Source organism: Flavobacterium muglaense, from assembly GCF_014305155.1.
Lineage (GTDB): Bacteria > Bacteroidota > Bacteroidia > Flavobacteriales > Flavobacteriaceae > Flavobacterium > Flavobacterium muglaense.
In genome coordinates, this window is record NZ_JACRUK010000028.1 from 20,570 (window position 1) to 41,664 (window position 21,095).

The 21,095-nt window shown below is 35.1% G+C and carries 19 protein-coding genes; 17 read left to right on the forward strand and 2 right to left on the reverse strand.

Going from position 1 to position 21,095, the window contains the following annotated elements:
* The first annotated feature begins 42 nt into the window (after positions 1-42).
* The 8 genes from H8R24_RS11600 (at position 43) to H8R24_RS11635 (ending at position 7,866) form a co-directional block, all read left to right on the forward strand.
* Positions 43-1,125 (forward strand): bifunctional 3-deoxy-7-phosphoheptulonate synthase/chorismate mutase type II, encoded by a 1,083-nt coding sequence (locus H8R24_RS11600; RefSeq protein WP_187019220.1) that lies wholly within the window; start codon positions 43-45, stop codon positions 1,123-1,125.
* Between the two features lie 135 nt (positions 1,126-1,260).
* Positions 1,261-2,238: a ribosome small subunit-dependent GTPase A gene (gene rsgA, locus H8R24_RS11605; RefSeq protein ID WP_187019222.1), complete on the forward strand. Its 978-nt coding sequence runs from the start codon at positions 1,261-1,263 to the stop codon at positions 2,236-2,238.
* 183 nt (positions 2,239-2,421) lie between these two features.
* Positions 2,422-2,874, forward strand: a complete 453-nt coding sequence (dtd, locus tag H8R24_RS11610) for a D-aminoacyl-tRNA deacylase (protein ID WP_187019224.1) — start codon at positions 2,422-2,424, stop codon at positions 2,872-2,874.
* A 1-nt stretch (position 2,875) separates the two neighbouring features.
* Positions 2,876-3,202: a nucleotide pyrophosphohydrolase gene (locus tag H8R24_RS11615; protein WP_187019226.1), complete on the forward strand. Its 327-nt coding sequence runs from the start codon at positions 2,876-2,878 to the stop codon at positions 3,200-3,202.
* 113 nt (positions 3,203-3,315) lie between these two features.
* Positions 3,316-4,533, forward strand: a complete 1,218-nt coding sequence (gene aroA, locus H8R24_RS11620) for a 3-phosphoshikimate 1-carboxyvinyltransferase (RefSeq protein ID WP_187019228.1) — start codon at positions 3,316-3,318, stop codon at positions 4,531-4,533.
* A 194-nt stretch (positions 4,534-4,727) separates the two neighbouring features.
* A complete protein-coding gene (gene queA, locus H8R24_RS11625; RefSeq protein ID WP_187019230.1) occupies positions 4,728-5,777 on the forward strand; it encodes a tRNA preQ1(34) S-adenosylmethionine ribosyltransferase-isomerase QueA in 1,050 nt (349 codons plus the stop codon).
* A gap of 298 nt (positions 5,778-6,075) precedes the next feature.
* Positions 6,076-7,350 carry a kynureninase gene (gene kynU, locus H8R24_RS11630; protein WP_187019232.1) on the forward strand — a complete coding sequence of 425 codons (1,275 nt, stop codon included), beginning with the start codon at positions 6,076-6,078 and terminating at the stop codon, positions 7,348-7,350.
* A 105-nt stretch (positions 7,351-7,455) separates the two neighbouring features.
* Positions 7,456-7,866 carry a YMGG-like glycine zipper-containing protein gene (locus H8R24_RS11635; RefSeq protein WP_187019234.1) on the forward strand — a complete coding sequence of 137 codons (411 nt, stop codon included), beginning with the start codon at positions 7,456-7,458 and terminating at the stop codon, positions 7,864-7,866.
* 76 nt (positions 7,867-7,942) lie between these two features.
* On the opposite strand, the gene H8R24_RS11640 is transcribed toward H8R24_RS11635, so the two are convergent.
* Positions 7,943-8,581: a flavin reductase family protein gene (locus H8R24_RS11640; protein ID WP_187019235.1), complete on the reverse strand. Its 639-nt coding sequence runs from the start codon at positions 8,579-8,581 to the stop codon at positions 7,943-7,945.
* A 156-nt stretch (positions 8,582-8,737) separates the two neighbouring features.
* On the opposite strand from H8R24_RS11640, the gene H8R24_RS11645 reads away from it, so the two are divergent.
* Positions 8,738-11,128: a penicillin acylase family protein gene (locus H8R24_RS11645; RefSeq protein ID WP_187019237.1), complete on the forward strand. Its 2,391-nt coding sequence runs from the start codon at positions 8,738-8,740 to the stop codon at positions 11,126-11,128.
* Between the two features lie 62 nt (positions 11,129-11,190).
* Positions 11,191-12,528 carry an FAD-dependent oxidoreductase gene (locus tag H8R24_RS11650; protein WP_187019238.1) on the forward strand — a complete coding sequence of 446 codons (1,338 nt, stop codon included), beginning with the start codon at positions 11,191-11,193 and terminating at the stop codon, positions 12,526-12,528.
* A 77-nt stretch (positions 12,529-12,605) separates the two neighbouring features.
* Here H8R24_RS11650 and H8R24_RS11655 read toward each other — a convergent pair whose 3' ends face one another.
* The gene (locus H8R24_RS11655) at positions 12,606-14,150 is read right to left on the reverse strand and encodes a helicase HerA-like domain-containing protein (RefSeq protein WP_187019240.1); all 1,545 of its coding nucleotides are present in this window, start codon (positions 14,148-14,150) and stop codon (positions 12,606-12,608) included.
* A 375-nt stretch (positions 14,151-14,525) separates the two neighbouring features.
* On the opposite strand from H8R24_RS11655, the gene H8R24_RS11660 reads away from it, so the two are divergent.
* From H8R24_RS11660 to H8R24_RS11690, 7 genes are all read left to right on the forward strand, one after another.
* Positions 14,526-15,344, forward strand: a complete 819-nt coding sequence (locus H8R24_RS11660) for a MotA/TolQ/ExbB proton channel family protein (RefSeq protein WP_187019242.1) — start codon at positions 14,526-14,528, stop codon at positions 15,342-15,344.
* 47 nt (positions 15,345-15,391) lie between these two features.
* Positions 15,392-16,003 (forward strand): ExbD/TolR family protein, encoded by a 612-nt coding sequence (locus H8R24_RS11665; RefSeq protein WP_187019244.1) that lies wholly within the window; start codon positions 15,392-15,394, stop codon positions 16,001-16,003.
* A 19-nt stretch (positions 16,004-16,022) separates the two neighbouring features.
* Positions 16,023-16,595: an ExbD/TolR family protein gene (locus H8R24_RS11670; protein WP_187019246.1), complete on the forward strand. Its 573-nt coding sequence runs from the start codon at positions 16,023-16,025 to the stop codon at positions 16,593-16,595.
* A gap of 40 nt (positions 16,596-16,635) precedes the next feature.
* Positions 16,636-17,439 carry an energy transducer TonB gene (locus tag H8R24_RS11675; RefSeq protein ID WP_187019248.1) on the forward strand — a complete coding sequence of 268 codons (804 nt, stop codon included), beginning with the start codon at positions 16,636-16,638 and terminating at the stop codon, positions 17,437-17,439.
* A gap of 233 nt (positions 17,440-17,672) precedes the next feature.
* Positions 17,673-18,593, forward strand: coding sequence for a PstS family phosphate ABC transporter substrate-binding protein (locus H8R24_RS11680; protein ID WP_187019250.1), 921 nt, complete (start codon positions 17,673-17,675; stop codon positions 18,591-18,593).
* 39 nt (positions 18,594-18,632) lie between these two features.
* Complete coding sequence (locus tag H8R24_RS11685) at positions 18,633-20,303, forward strand: tetratricopeptide repeat protein (RefSeq protein ID WP_187019252.1); 1,671 nt, start codon at positions 18,633-18,635, stop codon at positions 20,301-20,303.
* 130 nt (positions 20,304-20,433) lie between these two features.
* Complete coding sequence (locus H8R24_RS11690; RefSeq protein WP_187019254.1) at positions 20,434-21,066, forward strand: 7-carboxy-7-deazaguanine synthase QueE; 633 nt, start codon at positions 20,434-20,436, stop codon at positions 21,064-21,066.
* The last annotated feature ends 29 nt before the right edge of the window (positions 21,067-21,095 follow it).

Consider the following 21,095-nt stretch of genomic DNA (forward strand, 5'->3'; position numbering starts at 1 on the left):
ACAACACATAAAAAAAAATAATAAAATAAACAATTAGAAAAGATGGAAAACAAGAAAGAAATGAGAAATTGGTTGAATGAATTTAATTTAACTCATCCATTTGTGATTGCAGGACCTTGTAGTGCTGAAACAGAAGATCAAGTATTAAAAATTGCTCATGAATTGAAAGATTCAGATGTTAGTGTTTTTAGAGCAGGTATATGGAAACCAAGAACGCGTCCAGGAGGATTTGAAGGTGTTGGTGAAATTGGATTAAAATGGTTGCAAAAAGCTAAAGCAGAAACAGGTTTGTTAATGGGAACTGAGGTGGCTACAGCGGCACACTGTAAATTGGCTTTGGAACATGATATTGATGTTTTATGGGTTGGAGCTCGTACAACAGCAAATCCGTTTGCGGTTCAAGAAATTGCTGATACCTTGAAAGGAACCGATAAAATTGTATTGATCAAAAACCCAGTAAATCCAGATATGGCTTTATGGTTAGGTGGTGTAGAGCGTTTGTATGCTGCAGGTATTAAAAACTTAGGTGTAATTCACAGAGGGTTCTCTACTTACGAAAAAACAAAATACAGAAACATTCCAGAATGGCAAATTGCTATTGAATTGCAAAATAAATTCCCTGATTTACCATTAATCATCGACCCGTCTCATATTACAGGAAACCGTGAAATGATTCTTGAAGTAACGCAAGAAGCGTTAGATTTGAATTATGACGGGATGATCATTGAAACGCATATTGATCCAGATAATGCTTGGAGTGATGCAGCTCAACAAGTAACTCCAGACGCTTTGAAACAGATTTTCAAAGATTTGAAAGTAAGAAAAGTAAGTGGTGATACAGATGAGTACGCTAATAAAATGACGAAATTAAGAGCGAATATTGATGTTCTTGATGCTAACTTGTTAGAATTGTTAGGAAAAAGAATGAAAGTAGCTGACGAAATTGGTCAAGTGAAAAAAGACGCTAACGTTGCTGTTTTACAAAATACACGTTGGAATGAAATTCTTGGAAAAATGATTCTTGAAGGAGAGAAAAAAGGACTTTCTGAAGAGTTTGTTCTTAGAATGTTCAAAGCTATTCACCAGGAAAGTATTGGTCACCAAGATAAAGTATTGAATGCATAATTGAAATTGGTTTTTTTTATAATAGTAATCTCCACAGCTTTATCATTAAAGTTGTGGAGATTTTTTATTGAGATATAATAATAAAAACTTCAAATTTTCAAGTTTTAACTTGAAACAAAATTTTACCTTTGCAGTATGACAGGAATCGTTTATAAATCTACAGGAAGTTGGTACACCGTAAAATCTGAACAAGGTGATTTTATAGAATGCCGTATGAAGGGGAAATTTCGAATTAAAGGAATTAAAAGCACCAACCCAATTGCGGTGGGTGATGTGGTGGATTATGAACTAGAAGAAACATCAGATACTGTTACGGGTACGATTTATAATATTCATGAGAGAAAGAATTATATTGTTCGTAAATCAGTAAACTTATCCCATCAGATGCATATTATTGCGTCTAATATTGATCGTGTTTTTTTATTGATAACCGTAAATAATCCTCCAACGACTTTTAACTTTATAGATCGTTTTTTAATTACTGCCGAAGCCTACGGAATTGAAACAGTTTTAGTATTCAATAAAATAGATACTTTTGACGAAGCTACCTTAGATGAGCAATTATATATGCAACACGTTTACCAAGAGATTGGTTATAAATGCCTTCGTGTTTCGTCTACTGAAATGTTGGGAATTGAAGCCTTGCAAGAAATGATGATTGGAAAAGTAAGTATGTTCTCGGGACATTCAGGTGTTGGAAAATCTACCTTAGTAAATGCTATGGAACCGTCTTTGCATTTGAAAACCAAAACCATTTCGGATGCCAGTAAACAAGGACAACACACTACCACATTTGCTGAAATGTATGATTTGTCTTTTGGAGCAAGCATTATAGATACACCCGGAATCAAAGGTTTTGGAATGGTCGATATGGAAAAAGCGGAGATTAGTGGTTACTTCCCTGAATTTTTCAAGTTAAAAGATCAATGTAAATTCAACAACTGTTTGCACAAAGACGAGCCAAAATGTGCGGTAAAAGATGCTTTGGAAAAAGATGAGATTGCTTGGTCGAGATACAATAGTTACCTAAAAATATTAGAAGGGGATGAGGAGCATTACCGTACCGATATTTACAACGAAGATCGCATGGAAAGTGATGAAACGAGGAAGTAATTTTTAATTGTGAATGGTAAATTATAAATTATGTCAGATAATTTTATAAAATTAAGTTCATTTAGATCTGCTTTGTGAGTTGTGTAATTACATCAATAATACTTTCGACTAAAAAAAAACAAAAAAGTAAGATCTCATTATTCAAGATCATTTACAATTAATCATTCATAATTCACCATTAATTTGAAAGTTGTCCTTCAAAGAGTTTCCTCGGCCTCTGTTACAGTAGATAGTAAAGTAGTAGCTAATATCGATAAAGGGCTATTGGTTTTAGTAGGAATTGAAGATGCCGATAATCAAGAAGATAGTGATTGGTTAGTAGGTAAGATTGCTAAGATTCGAATATTTGAAGATGAAAATCAAGTCATGAATCTCTCGGTTCAAGACATACAAGGTGATATAATTGTTGTAAGTCAATTTACCCTTCATGCAGCCACCAAAAAAGGGAATCGCCCGTCGTACATCAAAGCAGCAAGACCAGAAGTTGCTATCCCACTCTATGAATATTTTATCCAAAAGTTAGAGTCGGAACTAGGAAAAAAAATCCAAACAGGAATCTTTGGCGCCGACATGAAAGTGAGTCTTTTAAATGACGGCCCCGTTACCATAATTATTGATAGTAAAAATAGAGAGTAAAATGAACTTAAAAAATTCCCAACTAGACGTAGACAACTGGATCAAAGAACACGGTGTTCGTTATTTTAATGAATTGACAAACATGGCACAACTTACCGAAGAGGTAGGAGAGGTTGCACGTATTATTGCCCGTCGTTATGGAGAACAGTCAGAAAAAGAAAGCGATAAAAATAAAGACTTGGGCGAGGAACTAGCCGATGTGGTTTTTGTAGTGATGTGTCTTGCTAATCAAACAGGAATTGATTTACAAGCCGCTTTCGATAAGAAAATGGATTTAAAATCGGTTCGTGATAAAGACCGTCACAAAAACAACGATAAACTTAAATAATGTGATTTATTAATTATGAATTATAATTAAGGAGTAGTAAATTGCGCCCGAAAGTTTTTGAGTTGAAAAGGGGAACCTACTTGACTTATAATTCATAACTCACAACCCATAAGATGAATTTACTGTTACAAACTACCCATTCAAATTTAGAAGCACAAATTGCCGTTACTGGATCAAAAAGTGAAACAAATCGGTTATTGTTATTGAAAGCCTTATTTCCTGCTATAACTTTGGCTAATACATCCAACTCGGATGATAGTGAAGTGATGGAAAAAGCGTTAAAAGGAACGGAAGAAATTGTAGACATTCATCATGCTGGAACAGCCATGCGTTTTCTTACTGCATTTTTTGCTGTTAATGAAGGGCGTGAAGTGGTTTTAACGGGTTCGCAACGTATGACGGAACGTCCTATCAAAGTTTTGGTGGAAGCGTTAGAACAATTAGGAGCACAAATTACGTATGAGAAAGAAGTAGGGTATCCACCTATTCGAATTAAAGGACAAAAAATTACCGCTTCAAAGGTAAATATTCCAGCGAACGTAAGTAGTCAATACATTTCGGCTTTAATGTTAGTAGCGCCAAAATTGGAAAACGGAATTGAAATCAATTTAGTTGGTGAGATTACGTCCGTACCTTATATCAAGATGACTTTGGCTTTGCTAAATGATTTAGGGGTTCAAACCAGTTTTGAAGGAAATCTAATCAAAGTTTTTCCAAAAGCAGTAGTTGCTCCTAGAGAAATGGTGGTAGAGTCTGATTGGAGTTCGGCATCTTACTTTTTTAGTTTGGTCGCTTTGGCAGATACCGCTGTGATTACTATTAATAGTTACAAAGAAAATAGCTTGCAAGGTGATTCGGCTTTGGTCGAAATCTACAAACAAATGGGTGTTGTTTCTCAATTTAAAAATAATGCGCTAACCCTTACTAAGGATGTTAATTTTAAACCAGAAACTTTAAACTTAGATTTAAACAACACACCAGATATTGCTCAAACCATTGTGGTTACTTGTTTAGGACTAGGAATTGGTTGTCATCTAACAGGATTACATACCTTGAAAATTAAAGAAACAGATAGATTGGAAGCACTGCGAATGGAGTTAACAAAATTAGGAGCCACTATATCGGTAACTAATGATAGTTTGACTTTAGTGGCTTCTGCGTCGATCAATCATAATACAACAATTGCTACCTATAATGATCATAGAATGGCAATGGCATTTGCTCCTTTGGCGTTAAAAGTGCCAATAATTATCGAAAATGCCGAGGTTGTGTCTAAATCTTACCCTGATTTCTGGGAAGATATGAAAAAACTAGACTTTATTATTAGCTAAATAGTGTAGTAATTATCAATGTTTATGGTGCTTCACCTTATTCGTTTTTAGTTGGTTATGGTCCTTGTATAAAATAAATAGCAAAACACTTGACAACGCCTATGTCACAGTCGTATATTTGCAGGCGATTTATGAGTTATAAGGATAATACAAAAAAATCCTAACTCTTAAATCTAAAATCTAAAAATTTAAGCATGAAATTATCACATTTTCAATTTGATTTGCCTAAAGAACTTCTTGCAGAATTTCCAGCAGAGAATAGAGACGAAGCTCGTCTAATGGTTATCGATCGTAAAAATCAAACTATCGAACATAAAATGTTTAAGGACGTTATCGATTACTTTGATGATGGTGATGTTTTAATCTTAAATAATACTAAAGTTTTTCCGGCTCGTTTATACGGGAATAAAGAAAAAACGGGAGCAAGAATCGAAGTTTTCTTATTGAGAGAATTAAATGCTGAGCAACGCCTTTGGGATGTTTTGGTTGATCCAGCTCGTAAAATCCGTATCGGAAATAAATTATACTTTGGTGATGATGATTCATTAGTAGCTGAGGTAATTGACAATACAACTTCTCGTGGTAGAACATTGCGTTTCCTTTACGATGGTTCATACGAAGAATTTAGAAAAAAATTAACTGAGCTTGGAGAAACTCCAATACCAAAATACATTTCTAGAGACGTAACTCCAGAAGATGCAGATCGTTACCAAACCATCTATGCCAAAGAAGAAGGAGCTGTTGCAGCGCCTACTGCAGGATTGCACTTCTCTAAGCATTTATTGAAAAAACTAGAAATTAAAGGAATCAAATTTGCCGAAGTTACACTTCACGTAGGTTTGGGGACTTTTAATCCAGTTGAGGTTGAAGATTTGTCAAAACATAAAATGGATTCTGAAGAGTTGAAAATAACACAAGACGCTTGTGATATTGTGAATGATGCCAAAGCCAAGAAAAAACGTATTTGTACTGTAGGTACTACTTCAATGCGTGCCGTTGAAAGCTCGGTTTCTTCACATGGAACGTTAAATCCTTTTGATGGTTGGACAAATAAATTCGTTTTCCCTCCTCATGATTTTACTATTCCTACTTGTATGATTACCAATTTCCATACGCCAAAATCTACTTTGTTAATGATGGTTTCTGCTTTCTGTGGACACGATTTAATGAAAAAAGCGTACGCAATTGCAATCGAAGAAAATTATAAATTCTATTCTTACGGAGACGCGATGTTAATCATCTAATACACCAAAAGAAAATACACAAAAAATCTCGTCAGCAATGGCGAGATTTTTTTTGGCGTATTACGGGCTGTCCATTTCAAGTTTATACTCTCAACCAAAGTAATCCTAGCAGTCCGGGAGCTTCCGCTGGTCGCTTCCTCCTTGCTGCATTACTAATGGTTTAGATCATAAAGCTTTTCATTTCCATCCCTAACGCAATCGGTATGTTCTAATTGCTATTTTGTTAAATATTGTCAAGTCGGTTCGTTGCTAGTCGATGCTTTTTTCTATTTTTACAAAACATATAAAATGATCCAAAATGACTTTCGAAAATACTAAAGAATTTGCACAGCAATTAGACGCGCAAGATGCATTAAATAAATACCGTGATGAATTCATTTTTCCAAAAGTAAACGATAAAAATGTAATTTATTTTACAGGAAACTCTTTGGGCTTGCAACCCAAAAGAGCCAAAAGTTATGTGGATGAAGTAATGAACGATTGGGCTAACCTAGCTGTTGAAGGCCATTTCTATGCCGACAAACCTTGGTGGGATTATCAAGAACGTTTTGCTGAGCCACTCAGTAAAATTGTTGGTGCTTTGCCTTCCGAAGTAACGGTGATGAATACCTTAACGGTCAATCTGCATTTATTGATGGTTTCTTTTTACCGCCCCACAAAGACGCGATACAAGATTATTTGTGAAGAGAAAGCATTTCCTTCAGATCAGTATATGTTTCAATCGCAAGTGCATTTTCATGGGTACAATCCAGAAGATGCAATTGTTGAAATTAAACGACGCGATGGGGAGCATAACATTCGTACCGAGGATGTATTGGCTAAAATTGAAGAAGTCGGAGATGCCCTTGCTTTAGTCTTAATTGGTGGAGTGAATTATTATACTGGTCAAGTTTTTGACATGAAAACCATTACAGCGGCAGGTCATAAAGCCGGTGCTTTAGTTGGTTGGGACTTGGCGCATGCTGCCGGAAATATAAAGTTAGAGTTACACGATTGGAATGTTGATTTTGCTGCTTGGTGTAGTTATAAATATATGAATTCTGGACCAGGAAATGCTTCGGGTTGTTTTGTACATGAGAAACATCATAACAATCCAGAGCTACCAAGATTTGCGGGATGGTGGGGACATAATAAAGAACGTCGTTTCAAGATGGAACCTACTTTTGACCCCGTTCATGGAGCTGATGGTTGGCAAATTAGTAATTTACCAGTGCTTTCTTTGGCACCTTATTTAGCATCTGTAGAAATGTTTGATGAAATAGGAATGGATGCTTTGATTGACAAACGAGATAGAATTACATCGTATCTAGAATTTATTTTAAAAGAAATTGATAAAGAAGTTGATAGTAGTTTCGAAATAATCACTCCTTCAAATCCGCTAGAAAGAGGTTGTCAATTATCTGTATTCTTGCATGGCGAAGGTCGTGCCCTTTTTGATTATCTAATGAAAAATGGTGTAATTACGGATTGGCGTGAGCCCAATGTCATTCGTCTAGCACCTGTGCCATTGTATTGTTCATTTGAAGACATGTATAATTTTGGGCAGATTTTAAAGGCAGGTATTATAAAGTAAACAACTTCTTGTTGTAATTCTGTAATCTTATAGCGTAATAGTGTAATGGGTTTCGCCTAGTGCTGTTGTTTCTTTGTAATGTATTAATTATTAAAATTAAAAATTATGAAAACAATATACCTATTAGTTGCGACGATTCTTTTTGTTTCGTGCAAAGATCAAACAAAAATGGATAGTCAAGCGACTAAAGAAGCTACAATTGATTCTATGAAAGTTGCAATGGAAAAACAAAAAGACATTGATTCTATGCAAACTGAAATGGATAAAATAGCTGCGCAAAAAGAAGTGATTGTGGTCAATCAGCCGGCAACAACAACTGCATCAACAACGACTACAACGACCAAAAAAAGAGGGTGGAGTAGTACTGCAAAAGGTGCCGTGATAGGCGCTGGTGTTGGAGCAGCAACCGGAGCTATAATTAGTAAGAAAAAAGGAACTGGAGCAATTATTGGTGGCTTGGCTGGTGCAGGTATTGGCGCTGGTACAGGAGCTATAATTGACGATAAAAAGAATTAAGTAAAACGCATTCGCATAAAAAAGGTTGAGTTCAGTAGAATTCAACCTTTTTTTGTGGGATTAAGTAACGTTGGATTTATTTAAGGAATGATTGTGTAGCGGTGTCTTTTCGGGCATAGTGATAGCGGTCTATTAATTGAGGTAGGCAATATCCGTCTAGTCCGTTTAAGGTTACGACTTGGGCTTTATCCAGTTGTAACCACCCATCTTCGTGTTTTAGATCTGGATCATAGAATAAGTTTTCTATTGACGCGATGACATGTATAGTATTGTTTTCTTTTATATAATATTCATTGACATACTTGCAGTACAATTGAACGGGGCTGCCTTTTACAAATGGCGTTAGGATGTTGGGTTTGTATTCCTCTTGGAGTTGGGTTTTGTCAAATTCAGATACGCCTGACTCGTAATTTGCCGATGTGTGATGTGCATCTGCAATCATAGAAGACCTAATGTGGTTGACAGTAAAGTATCCTGTTTCTTTAATGTTTTTATAAGTGTCTCTTGGTACAGTTATGGGTCTTACAATAAAGCCTATCAAGGCAGGATCACTGCCTAGATGGGTAATACTGCTAAAAATGGCTACATTGGGTTTGCCATCAATAGACTTTGTTGCAATTAAATTAGCCGACTTATATCCCGTGCAAGAGTTGATCATGTTCAATCGTTCTACTTTTTCCATTTTAGAAAAATCGGATAGTGATAGTTGTATCATGTTGTTTTTTTATACAAATATAGTTTTGTTTATTGTTTTTTAAAATAAAGTAAACAAAATATTTGTATTTTTGTTTTTAACTGCTGCTTATTGGTGGTAATTTGTTCTCTTTTACAATGGAAAACATTTATATTTGTGAGTGTAATTTACAACAACATGAAAAAAATCAGAAAAGTATTAATAGGTATCGTTGGCTTTTTATTAGTAGTGGCTGTAGCTTTGATAGCCTATGTGTACTATTTGAAACCAACCTACGACGGAAGTATTGAACTAAAAAATCTCCAAAAAGAAACTACCGTATATTTTGATGATTATGGGGTTCCGCATATTTACGCAAATTCTTCTAAAGATGCTATGGTCGCATTAGGTTATGTGCACGCACAAGATCGATTATGGCAAATGGAGTTAATGCGACGCATCGCTCCAGGACGATTGTCTGAGATTTTCGGAAAAGTAGCATTAAAGAATGATAAGTTCTTTGCAGGACTAGGTATTGAAGAAGCTTCTGAAAAAGCCATTGCTAATTTAGATAAAAACAGCCAAAGCTATCAATTGACTATGGCGTATCTGGATGGAATTAACCAGTATTTGGACGAAGGAAAAACGCCTATTGAGTTCCAACTTGTAGGGGTCAAAAAAGAAAAATTTACTATTAAAGATGTCTATAATATTTTTGGATACATGTCCTTTAGTTTTGCGATGGCTCAAAAATCAGATCCATTACTAACCGATATCAAGAATAAATATGGCATGGAATATTTAAAAGATTTTGGGTTAGATGACTCTTTTAACCAGGTAAAAATAAAAGTGGCCAAGGAAAAGCCGGTGGAGTATGCTGCGATTGCCAAGTCGGTGACGGCTTTATTAGATCAATCTCCTATTCCTCCTTTTATAGGGAGTAACAGTTGGGTAATTGGTGGTAAGAAAACAAAAAGTGGTAAGGTTATTTTTGCCAATGATCCACATATTGGTTTTTCACAACCAGGAACTTGGTATGAAGCGCATATCGTCACTCCAGAGTTTGAGTTGTATGGCTGTTATCTTGCGGGAACTCCTTATCCTTTATTAGGGCACAACAGGGATTATGCTTATGGGTTGACCATGTTTGAAAATGATGATATTGACTTGTACGAAGAGCAAAATAATCCTGCAAATGCAAATGAATATAAAACTCCTGATGGGTACGCTACTTATAAAGTGAGAACTAAAACCATTAAAGTAAAAGATAGTACGGATGTGGTTTTAACGGTCAAAGAAACGCGCCACGGACCGGTGATGAATTCCATTTTAGACGGCCTGAATCCAAAGAAACCGGTAGCGATGTCTTGGATTTATACGCAACAACCCATTCAAATTCTGGATGCGGTATATATTTTATCACATTCTAAGTCTAAAGCCGATTTTCAAAAAGGTGTTGCTTTAATCGCTGCACCTGGACTTAATGTAATGTATGGAGATGCCAAGGGGAATGTAGCGTGGTGGGCAACGGGTAAATTGTACAAGCACAATCCGGGTGTTGATACGCATTTTGTACTTGATGGTAGCACTGGTAAAGATGATATAACGTCGTATTTGGATTTTTCTAAAAATCCATCGGCTGTCAATCCAGACTGGAATTATGTTTATTCGGCAAACAATCAGCCCGAAGCTATTGATGGGTTTTTATATCCAGGCTATTATTTACCATTAGATAGAGCCAAAAGAATTACGCAATTACTAGACCCAAAGTCCAATTGGGATAAGCAGGCAGTAAGTGATATGATTACGGATAATACTTCGGCTGTAGCTCCAGTGGTTGCCGTCAATTTGATCTCAAATCTAGATACTTCGACTTTTAACGAAAATGAAAAAGCCGCTATTGCGGTGCTTAAAACTTGGAATGGAGCCAATAACTTAAATGATGTGGCGCCTACTATCTATAATAAATGGGTGTATTGTTATCTAAAAAATACTTTTGAAGATGAATTGGGTGAAGTTGGTTTTACTTCTTTTCTAGGTACGCACATCATGAAGCAAATGATTGCAAAACAAGTGTTAAACGCAACATCGCCTTGGTGGGATAATATCAATACTAAGAACAAAGTTGAAAGTCGAAAGGAAATTATCTCGAAATCATTTAAAGAGGCCATTGCTAGTTTGGAAAATCAGTTAGGAACTACTGTGCCTGATTGGACCTGGAACAAAGTGCACGTAGTAGAGTATCAGCATCCATTGGGTAAAATTGCTGCTATTAGAAAAATATTTAATGTTGGTCCTTTTGAAGTGGCAGGGTCGAATGAGGTGATAAATAATCAAATGTTTGATTATACAAACGAAGGAAAATACGTGGTCAAAGGTGGTCCGTCGACACGTAGGATTGTTGATTTTTCGGATGTAGAAAATAGTTGGAGTATTTTGCCTACAGGTCAATCGGGAAACCCGTTTAGTGCGCATTACAGCGATCAGGCTGAATTGTACAATCAAGGGAAATTTAGAAAAATGAAATTGAATAAGGAGGAAATTGTACGTACTTCAACAAAATTAATTTTGAGACCTAGTAAAAACTAAGGATTTTTAAACCCGGTTAAAATAATAAATTAGTATTTTAGCCTAACTTTTTATACAACACAATGCAAACTCCAAAAAGAATAGCAATAGTAGGATCTGGTTTAGTAGGTTCGTTATTGGCTATCTACTTACGCAAAGCCGGGCATATTGTTCATGTCTATGATAGAAGCCCAGATATAAGACAGATTCAATTTTCGGGTAGATCGATTAACTTAGCAATGTCAAATCGGGGCTGGAAAGCCTTGGATGGAGTAGGTGTGGGTGATGCTGTGCGTGCTATCGCAATTCCTATGGATAAACGAGCGATACATTTGGTTGATAAGCTTAATTTTCAAAATTACGGTCAAGAAGGAGAGGCAATCTATTCGATCTCAAGAGGGATTTTAAACAGAAAGATGATTGATCTTGCCGAAGAAGCAGGAGCCGAATTTTTCTTCGAACAAAAAATATGGGATGTCACTTTGAAAGAAGCAACTCTTCATGTAGGAGAAACGGAAAGAGGGGTCTGGGAAGAGAAAAAATACGATATGGTTTTTGGTGCCGATGGCGCTTTCTCAAGAATTCGACACCGCATGCAACGTCAAAGTATGTTTAATTATTCGCAAGAGTTTTTAAATATAGGGTATAAAGAATTAAATATTCCTGCAAACGCTGATGGGACACATAAATTAGACAAAAACTCATTTCATATTTGGCCTCGTGGCGAGTACATGTTAATTGCCTTGCCTAACCTAGATGGTAGTTTTACTTGTACGCTGTTTATGCCTTTCGAAGGAGAGAATTCTTTTGATTTGCTAAAGGATCAAAAAGATGTTGAATTGTTTTTCGAAAAAAACTTTCCAGATTCAATTGAGGTAATTCCGAAGTTGGCCGAAGATTTCTTTGTCAATCCTACGAGTACGTTAGTAACAATGAAATGTTTTCCGTGGACGTATGAAGATAAGGTGGCTTTGATTGGTGATGCCTGTCACGCTATTGTTCCGTTCTATGGGCAAGGTATGAATGCAGGTTTTGAGGATATTTCGATTTTGTATGAAATGATCGAAAAGTATGGTGACGACTGGGAGACTATTTTTTCTGAATACCAAGATTCCCGCAAACCCAATGCCGATGCAATTGCGGAGCTTTCCTATCGCAATTTTATGGAAATGAGTTCTAAAACTGCCGATGATAATTTCCTTTTGCAAAAGAAAATTGAAAAACTATTCTCAGATAAGCATCCTGATAAATGGATTCCTTTGTACAGCAGAGTAACTTTTAGTAACCGTCCGTATGCCGAAGCATTGGCAATTGGCGATTTGCAGAATGAAATCATGCAAAAAGTATTGAAAATAGATAATATAGCCGAGATTTGGGACTCAAAAGGAGTCGAAGATAGAATTTTAGAGATGCTGCAGTAGTAGTTTGAATCGCATAAAAAAAAGGCCAACTTGTTTTCAAATCAAGTTGGCCTTTTTTAGGTGTTAAGTGTTGTTGTTTACTTCTTCATTATTTTCGAAAGAACTCCAAAAAAACCTCTAATGAAAGTAGCGCTGGTTAAAACTTTTAAAACAGATTTACCTACAACTTCGGTAGTGCTTGGACCTGATTTGGCTTTTGTTTTTTCCGTTTTTTCCTCAGCTTCTTTTTGTGCTTCCTTTTCTTCTTGTTTTAAAGCTTCTTTTTCGGCGATTTCAATTTTTTCGTTCAGCATTTCATAGGCGCTTTCACGGTCAATTAGTTCGCTGTATTTTTTAACTAATTTAGAACTTTCGTTAATTTCTTTAATTTCACTTTCGGTAAGTACATCCATTCGACTCATTGGTGCTCTTAGCATCGTAGCTACTAGTGGTGTAGGAATTCCTTTTTCGTTCAAGGCGGTTACAAATGCTTCACCTATTCCTAGACTAGTCAAAACTTCACTCGTGTTGTAGTAGTCTGAACTTGGGTAGTTGTCAGCGGTTTGTTTGATCGATTGACGGTCTTTTGCTGTAAAAGCTCTTAAGGCATGTTGGATTTTTAAGCCCAGTTGCGCCAGAATTCCGCTTGGAACATCCATAGGGTTCTGAGTTATAAAATAGATTCCAATTCCTTTTGAACGAATTAATTTTACAATAGTTTCAATTTGATCTAATAAAGCTTTGCTGGCTTCGTCAAATACCAAGTGTGCTTCATCGATGAATATTACTAATTCTGGTCGGTCTGAATCTCCTTTTTCAGGCATTTGTTGGTAGATTTCGGCTAGCATACTTAGCATGAATGTCGAGAACAATTTAGGTTTGTCTTGTATGTCTGTTAAACGCAAGATGTTTACATAGCCTTTTCCGTTTTGGTCAATGCGCATTAAATCATCAATTTCAAATGATTTTTCTCCAAAAAACAATTCGGCACCTTGTTGTTCTAGTTCAATTATTTTTCTGAGAATGATCCCTGTAGTCGAGGTTGATATTTTACCATAGCTCGCAGTGATCTCGTCTTTCCCTTCCTCGGTAATGTAATTAATGACCTTCTTAATGTCCTTCAGGTCTAATAAAGGCATTTTATTGTCATCACAATATTTAAATATGACAGATACAACTCCTGCTTGCGTATCATTCAAGTCTAGTATTCTTGAAAACAAAACAGGTCCAAATTCAGACACAGTTGCGCGCAGTCGTACGCCGCCTTGTGCGGATAAAGTAAGTAATTCAACTGGAAATTTGGAAATGCTGTAAGGAATTCCTATCTTGGCATGACGTTCCGTGATGAAAGTTTTTTCCTCACCCTCTTTTGCAATACCGCTAAAATCGCCTTTGATGTCCATCATTAGAACAGGAACACCAAAAGAAGAAAGTTGTTCAGATAGTACTTGAATGGTTTTAGTCTTTCCGGTTCCAGTTGCACCAGCAATTAAGCCGTGTCTGTTTAATGTTTTTAAAGGGATTTTTACAAAAGTATTAGCCAATGCTTCACCGTCAAGTATGGCGCCACCAAGTATGATGCTTTCGCCTTTTGAGGTGTATCCTTCATTTATGTGCTTTGTAAAGTTATCTGTATTGCTCATAGAGTTGTGTGAAATTAATTATTTGCAAGATATTATTATTTTTTCAAAGTTAATAATTTAAGTGTTTACTGTAATATTATTGCTTTTTTATTGCTAATAGTAAAAAAAACTATTTTTTATTGCTTTGGTCAGTTTGTTGGGTTTTTCTTTGGTTTTCTCATAAAAGAGTGTGGTATTTTTTTTAAAATACCGATTTCGTAGAGACAGATTGATAAAAAATCAAATAATCCAGAAGCGATATTTTATTTTCATTAAAATTAATTGGAATTAAATTAAAAAAAGTTTTTTTATTTCAACTAAACATATAAATTTGCGGGACTACAAGTTTATTATAACTAAAAATAAATTATTTAAAACTATTAAAATTAAAAAAAAATGGCAAACGTTAAAAAAGAAAGCAGTTCAAACGGTGGAGGAATGGTTTCGGGTATCATTATTGTATTATGTGTATTTGTTGGAGTATTGATCTGGAAATTCATAATGGGTGCAGAATCAAATTTTCAAGGTGGTAACCCAGAAACTGGACACCCTATTAATACATTAGGACAAGTTTACAAAGGAGGATTCATCGTACCAGTATTGTTAGGTATGTTATTAATGGTAATTGTTTTCTCTATCGAAAGATATTTCGTAATTTCTAAAGCAGCTGGAAAAGGTAATTTAGATACTTTTATGAAAAAAGTACAAGGAAGTATTAAAGAAGGTCAAATTGATGAAGCTATTGCTTCTTGTGACAAACAACAAGGTTCAGTTGCAAATGCAATTAAATCAGCTTTGATCAAATATCAAGATGTGAAAAAAGAAGGATTCAACAGCGAAGAAGCTTCTGAAACAATTCACAAAGAAATTGAAGAAGTAACTTCACTTGAAATGCCAATGTTGGAGAAAAACATGACTATTATCTCATCTTTAGTTTCTTTAGGAACTCTTGGAGGATTATTAGGAACGGTTTCGGGGATGATTAAAGCGTTTGGTGCATTAGCTTCTGCTGGTACTCCTGATCAAGCTGCTCTTGCAACAGGTATTTCTGAAGCACTTATTAACACTGCAACAGGTATCTCGACTTCAATCTTAGCTATTGTTGCTTACAACTTCTTTACAGCAAAAATTGATGATTTAACTTATTCTATCGACGAAGCAGGTACTACAATTGTAAATACTTACAGAAGATTCAGAGGAAGTTTGAAACAATAATAATTTTTGATATATAATTTTTTATATCAGAATAAAAAATAAAAAGAATGGCTAAAATAAAAATGAAAAAAAAGTCAACATCTACTGATATGACTGCCATGTGTGATGTTGCATTCCTTTTGCTTACCTTCTTTATTTTGACAGCTACTGCTAAAATTCCTGAAGCGTTACCAGTTGACACACCTTCATCTACTGTTCAGACAAAAATGCCTGAAACTGATTTAGCTACGTTAACTGTTGGTAAAGGAAAAGTGTTTTTTGACCTTAAAGGAAGAGAAGTTCGCGTTAGAACTCTTGAGCTAATGGGAGAAAAGTATGGTGTAACTTTTACTGATGAGGATAAAAAAATGTTTTCTTTGATGGAAGGATTTGGTGTACCAATTTCAAATCTTAAACAAATCATCGAAATGAAATCAGCTGATAGAAGCAAAGCTGGTCAGCCTGGTGTTCCTATGGATTCTCTTGATAATCAATTGAAAGAATGGATCTATAATGCACGTATTGCAAACATTGAGGTGAATGATAAAGAATTGCAAATCGCTATTAAAGGAGATGCAAAAGAAGAGTATCCTGCTATTAGAAAAGTAATGGATATTTGTCAAGACCAAAAGATCAATAGCTTTAGTTTAGTTACTGGTTTAAGGAGTAAAGATTTTTAATTAAAAAAAATACACTAAAATGGCTGAATTAAATACCGACGGCGGTGGAGGCGGAAAAGGTGGTAAAGTAAGAAGTAAGAAGCAAAACTCAAAAGTAGATTTAACTGCGATGGTAGATTTAGCTTTCTTATTAATCACATTCTTTATGCTTACCACTACGTTGTCTAAACCTCAATCGATGAGCTTGGGGTTGCCAGATAAAGAAGATGATCCTAATAAAAATGTAGATATCAAAGTAGATGAGAATCGTACTATGACGCTATTGTTAGGAGCTGATAATAAATTAATCAGATACGTGGGTTTATTAGCTACGCCTGTAGCTGGTGGAGCACCAAAAGATTTTTCTTATGGTAAAGATGGAATCCGTAAGGAGCTGATTGCTAGAAATAAGATGGTATTAGAATATTCTGCTGCTAAAGGGAAACCTAAAGATGGAATCATTGTAATTATCAAACCAAGTAAAAAATCTACATATAAAAATGTGGTGGACATACTGGATGAAATGGCAATCGTTGGAGTTGGTGTAAGTGGTTCTTATGCTATCGTTAATGATTTTACACCTGAAGAAACAAAATTGTTAGACGGAAAATAAGAGCAATCTTGTTTTCTTAATAACCTAATAATTAAGAAAAATGAAATTAGATATATTAAAAAACCAATGGGTTGATATCGTATTCGAAGGTCGTAATAAAGTTTACGGAGCTTATGAGTTAAGAAAGTCAAATTCAAAAACTACTACAAAAGCGCTTATCATTGGTGCTATATTGTTTAGTGTTGCTGTTGCTGCTCCTCTTATTGCTGATATGTTACCTAGTGGAGACGATGCAAGTATGGATACTGATATCAAAATCACTACCATTAAGTTGCCACCTAAGAAGAAAGAAGAACCTAAATTAAATGTTCCACCACCACCACCACCGCCACCAAAAGTGGATCAAGTGAAATTTGTTAAGCCTGTCGTGGCGAAAGCAGAAGAGGTAACGGAAGAACCACCAAAAATTGTTGAGATTAAAGACAAAAAAATTGGTGCCGAAACTATTAAAGGAGATCCGGATGCAGTTCTTACTGTTGCTCCAGTTGGAAACGGACCTACTAAAGTAGTTGAAGCTCCAGATGACAATCAAATTTACAACACTGCTGGTATTGAGGTAAAACCTGAGTTCCCTGGAGGAATGGATAAATTCTACAAGTTTGTAGGGAATAACTATCGTGCTCCAGAAGAAGAAGGTCTTAAAGGAAAAGTGTATGTTACTTTTGTAGTTGAAAAAGATGGTTCATTAACTGATATCAAAGTATTAAGAGATATTGGATACGGAACAGGAAAAGAAGCTATCAGAGTTTTAAACAAATGTCCAAGATGGAATCCTGGTGTTCAAAATGGAAAACCGGTAAGGGTACTTTACTCTCTACCTATTACTATTCAAACAGCGGATTAATGTTGGATAAAATATATAGAAATATTCAGAAGAAATCGCTAAAAGAGCGATTTCTTCTCGTTATAGGGATTTTGTTTTTCGTACTTTATTTTGTTTTGGGATTATTTATTATCTTTATGAAGACTTTTCCCATTGTAATGCCAATGAATTATAGAATTGCATTTGGTTTACTGCTAATTGTTTATGCCTTTATTAGGTTTGTACGTATTATAAAAGATAATAAAGATTAATTTATGAAAAAGATTGTAAGATTTTTAAGTGTATTGGCTGGAATATTTGTATTAGCTTTTTTAGGTTGTAAGCAATCTGATGGTGCTAGTAATGATAAAGAAACTATATTAAAAGGAGAAACTACGATTCTTGTAGATGAAACGTTAAGGCCTATCATTGAAGATCAAATTGAAGTTTTTCAAGGTAGTTATCAAGCAAAAATTAACTTAGTTGCTAAGTCAGAAAATGAAGTGGTTAAGTCTTTCATGAAGGATAGTACAAGGTTAATCGTTTTATCGAGACCGCTGAACGGCAATGAAGAAAAGTTTTTTGCTTCTTTAAAAATCATTCCAAAGACTACTGTAATTGGTACTGATGCAATTGCTTTTATTGCTAACAAAAGCAATAATGATACTTTAATTGCGTTGCAAGATATAGTTTCGTTTATGAAGGGTAAAGAGAATGCTAGAATTAAAGGTTTAGTATTTGATAATCTGAACTCAAGCACAGTGCGTTATATGAATGAGCTTGCTGGTTTAAAGTCAAATCCTGTAAAAGGGATTTATTCTTTTAAAACTAATGAAGAGGTGTTAAAATACGTTTCTGAAAACGAAGGAATGATTGGTGTGGTGGGCCTGAATTGGTTGTACCGACCTGCAGCAACGGTTAGTGAATATTTAAAAAAGTTGAATGTTTTGAGTGTAAAAGGAATAGATAAAAAGGATTTTATCGCGCCTACTCAAAATAATTTGGCTGAGGGAACTTACCCTTTGGCACGTGATTTGTATATAATCAATTGTCAAGGAGGCTCTGGGCTAGGAATGGGATTCTCTTCCTTCGTAGCGGGAGATATAGGACAAAGGATAGTTTTAAAGTCAGGTTTATTGCCCGTGCGTATGCCAGGAAGAAAAATTATTATTACAACAAACTCTCAAAAAAAGTAAAAAATGAAAATGTATATGAATAAATCAAATAAATTTAAAATGAACAAATTCAAATTTTTAAGTGTTGCCCTTTTGGCTTCAGTTACTGTAACTCAGGCGCAAGATCTTAATCAAGCAAAGAAAGAGATTGATGCTGAGAAATATCAAAACGCAAAAAATACGTTAAAATCAATAATTAAGGCAAATCCTTCTGAAGGTGAAGCTTTCTTCCTTTTAGGGAATGTATATCTGTATCAAAATGTAGCCGATTCAGCTAAAATGACTTATCAAAGTGGTTTGTCTGCTAAAGATTATGCACATTATAATAACATTGGTCTTGGTCAAATAGATCTTAATGAAGGTAATGTAGTTGCTGCTAAAACTAAATTTGCTGCTGCAATTAATGAAAAAAGAAGAAAAGATTTTGCTGAGTATATTTATGTAGCTAGAGCTTACATGAATGCTGATAAACCAGACTACAAAGCTGCTCTTACTACTTTAGATTTTGCTAAAGAAAAAAATGGTCAAGAACCACAAGTTCTTTTGGCTTACGGAGATGCTTACTATGGTGATAAGAATCAAAATGCTGCTTATTCTGCATATCGTAATGCTTTTCAAGCTGATAATAGTTTGATTAGAGCTAAAATGCAGTTAGGAGTTTTGTTAAAAGGAGCTAAAGCATATACAGAAGCAGTTGCTGCTTATCAAGGTGTTGTTGATACGAATCCTACTTACGGACCAGTATACAGAGAATTAGCTGAAACATATTACTACTGGGGATTAAATGTACCTGGAAGACAAGAGCAGTATTTTAAAGAAGCTTTAGGTTATTATGAAAAATACTTACAAAACACAGATTACTCTTTGGCTTCTCGTATGCGTCATGCAGATTTCTTGATCTTAACGAAAGATTACAAAGCGTTAGAAGTTGAAGCTAACAAAATGAAGGAATTAGATAAAGTTAATCCAAGAATCCTTCGTTATTTAGGGTACTCGGCATATCAAAATGGAAATTTTGACGTAGCAATTTCTTCTTTGCAAGACTTTATTGGTGGAGGAACGAATAAAGTGATCTCTTTAGATCATTTTTACTTAGGGTTATCTAATATCAAAAAATCAATTGGTGCAGATGGTGTAACTGTTAATGCTACACTTTTTGACAAAGGTATTGCTGATGTGAAGAAAGCAGTAGAAATGGAAGAGTCTGTTACTAGTGATATAGGTCCAGTTGGAGTATTTTTATACGAGCAAAAATTGTACAAGCAAGCTGCTGCTTTATTAGAAATTGCTACTACAAATCCAAAAAGTAATGGGTATTTATATGACAATTACTATTTAGGTAATGCAATCTATTTTGATAACACAAAACCTGGAATTGTAAAAGATACTGTAGCGTTGAAAAAAGCTGATATCGCATTTGGTAACGTAATTACTGCTTCTCCTGACACACAAGATGTTTACCTTTCTCGTGCTAGAACTAACAGTTTGTTAGAAGATGATAAAGCAATGATCATGTACTACCAACAATATATTGATATTGTAACTAAGAAAGGTGAAGCTGAGTTAGCGAAACCATCTGTAAAAGCAAAATTGATTGAATGTTACAATACTATGGCTGCTGGTTATGCTAACTTTGACAAACCAAAAGCGAAAGAGTATTTCCAAAAAACGTTAGCTCTTGATCCAGCTAATGGTTATGCAACTCAATCTCTAGGGATTCTTAATAAATAAGATTTCCTACTTGATACAAACCCGATAGTCGTCTAGACTATCGGGTTTTTTTTGCTTTCTACTGAACTCCTTATTAGTTTTTAATTGACTCCTTTTATAATTAGTTATCTTTGCACTTTAAATTACATAAATGTTATCAAAAGAAATACAATTAGAAGTTAATAAAGGTGCAATGCTTCCTCTAATGGAAGAATTTTATACTATTCAAGGCGAAGGATTTCATACTGGAACCGCCGCGTATTTTGTTAGAATAGGGGGTTGCGATGTGGGTTGTCATTGGTGTGATGTGAAGGAAAGTTGGAATGCAGAGCTGCATCCGCCAACAGCTGTTGATCAGATTGTAGAACACGCTAGTCAATATGCCGAAACAGTTGTAGTAACTGGAGGAGAACCATTGATGTGGGATATGACTTTATTGACCCAAAAGTTAAAGGATAAAGGTAGAAAAGTGCATATTGAAACATCAGGAGCTTATCCGCTGTCTGGAACTTGGGATTGGATTTGCTTGTCTCCTAAAAAGAATAAGTTGCCTACGGAAACGGTTTATGATAATGCACACGAGTTAAAAGTAATTATTCATAATAAGCATGACTTTATTTTTGCCGAAGAGCAAGCTGAATTGGTTAATGGTAATGCAATTCTTTTTTTACAACCGGAATGGAGTAAAAAAGAGGAGATGACGCCGCTTATTGTAGATTATGTGATGAATAATCCAAAATGGAGAGTGTCATTGCAAACTCATAAATATTTAAATATTCCCTAAGGATGTTTTTGAAATCATAAAAAATGTTA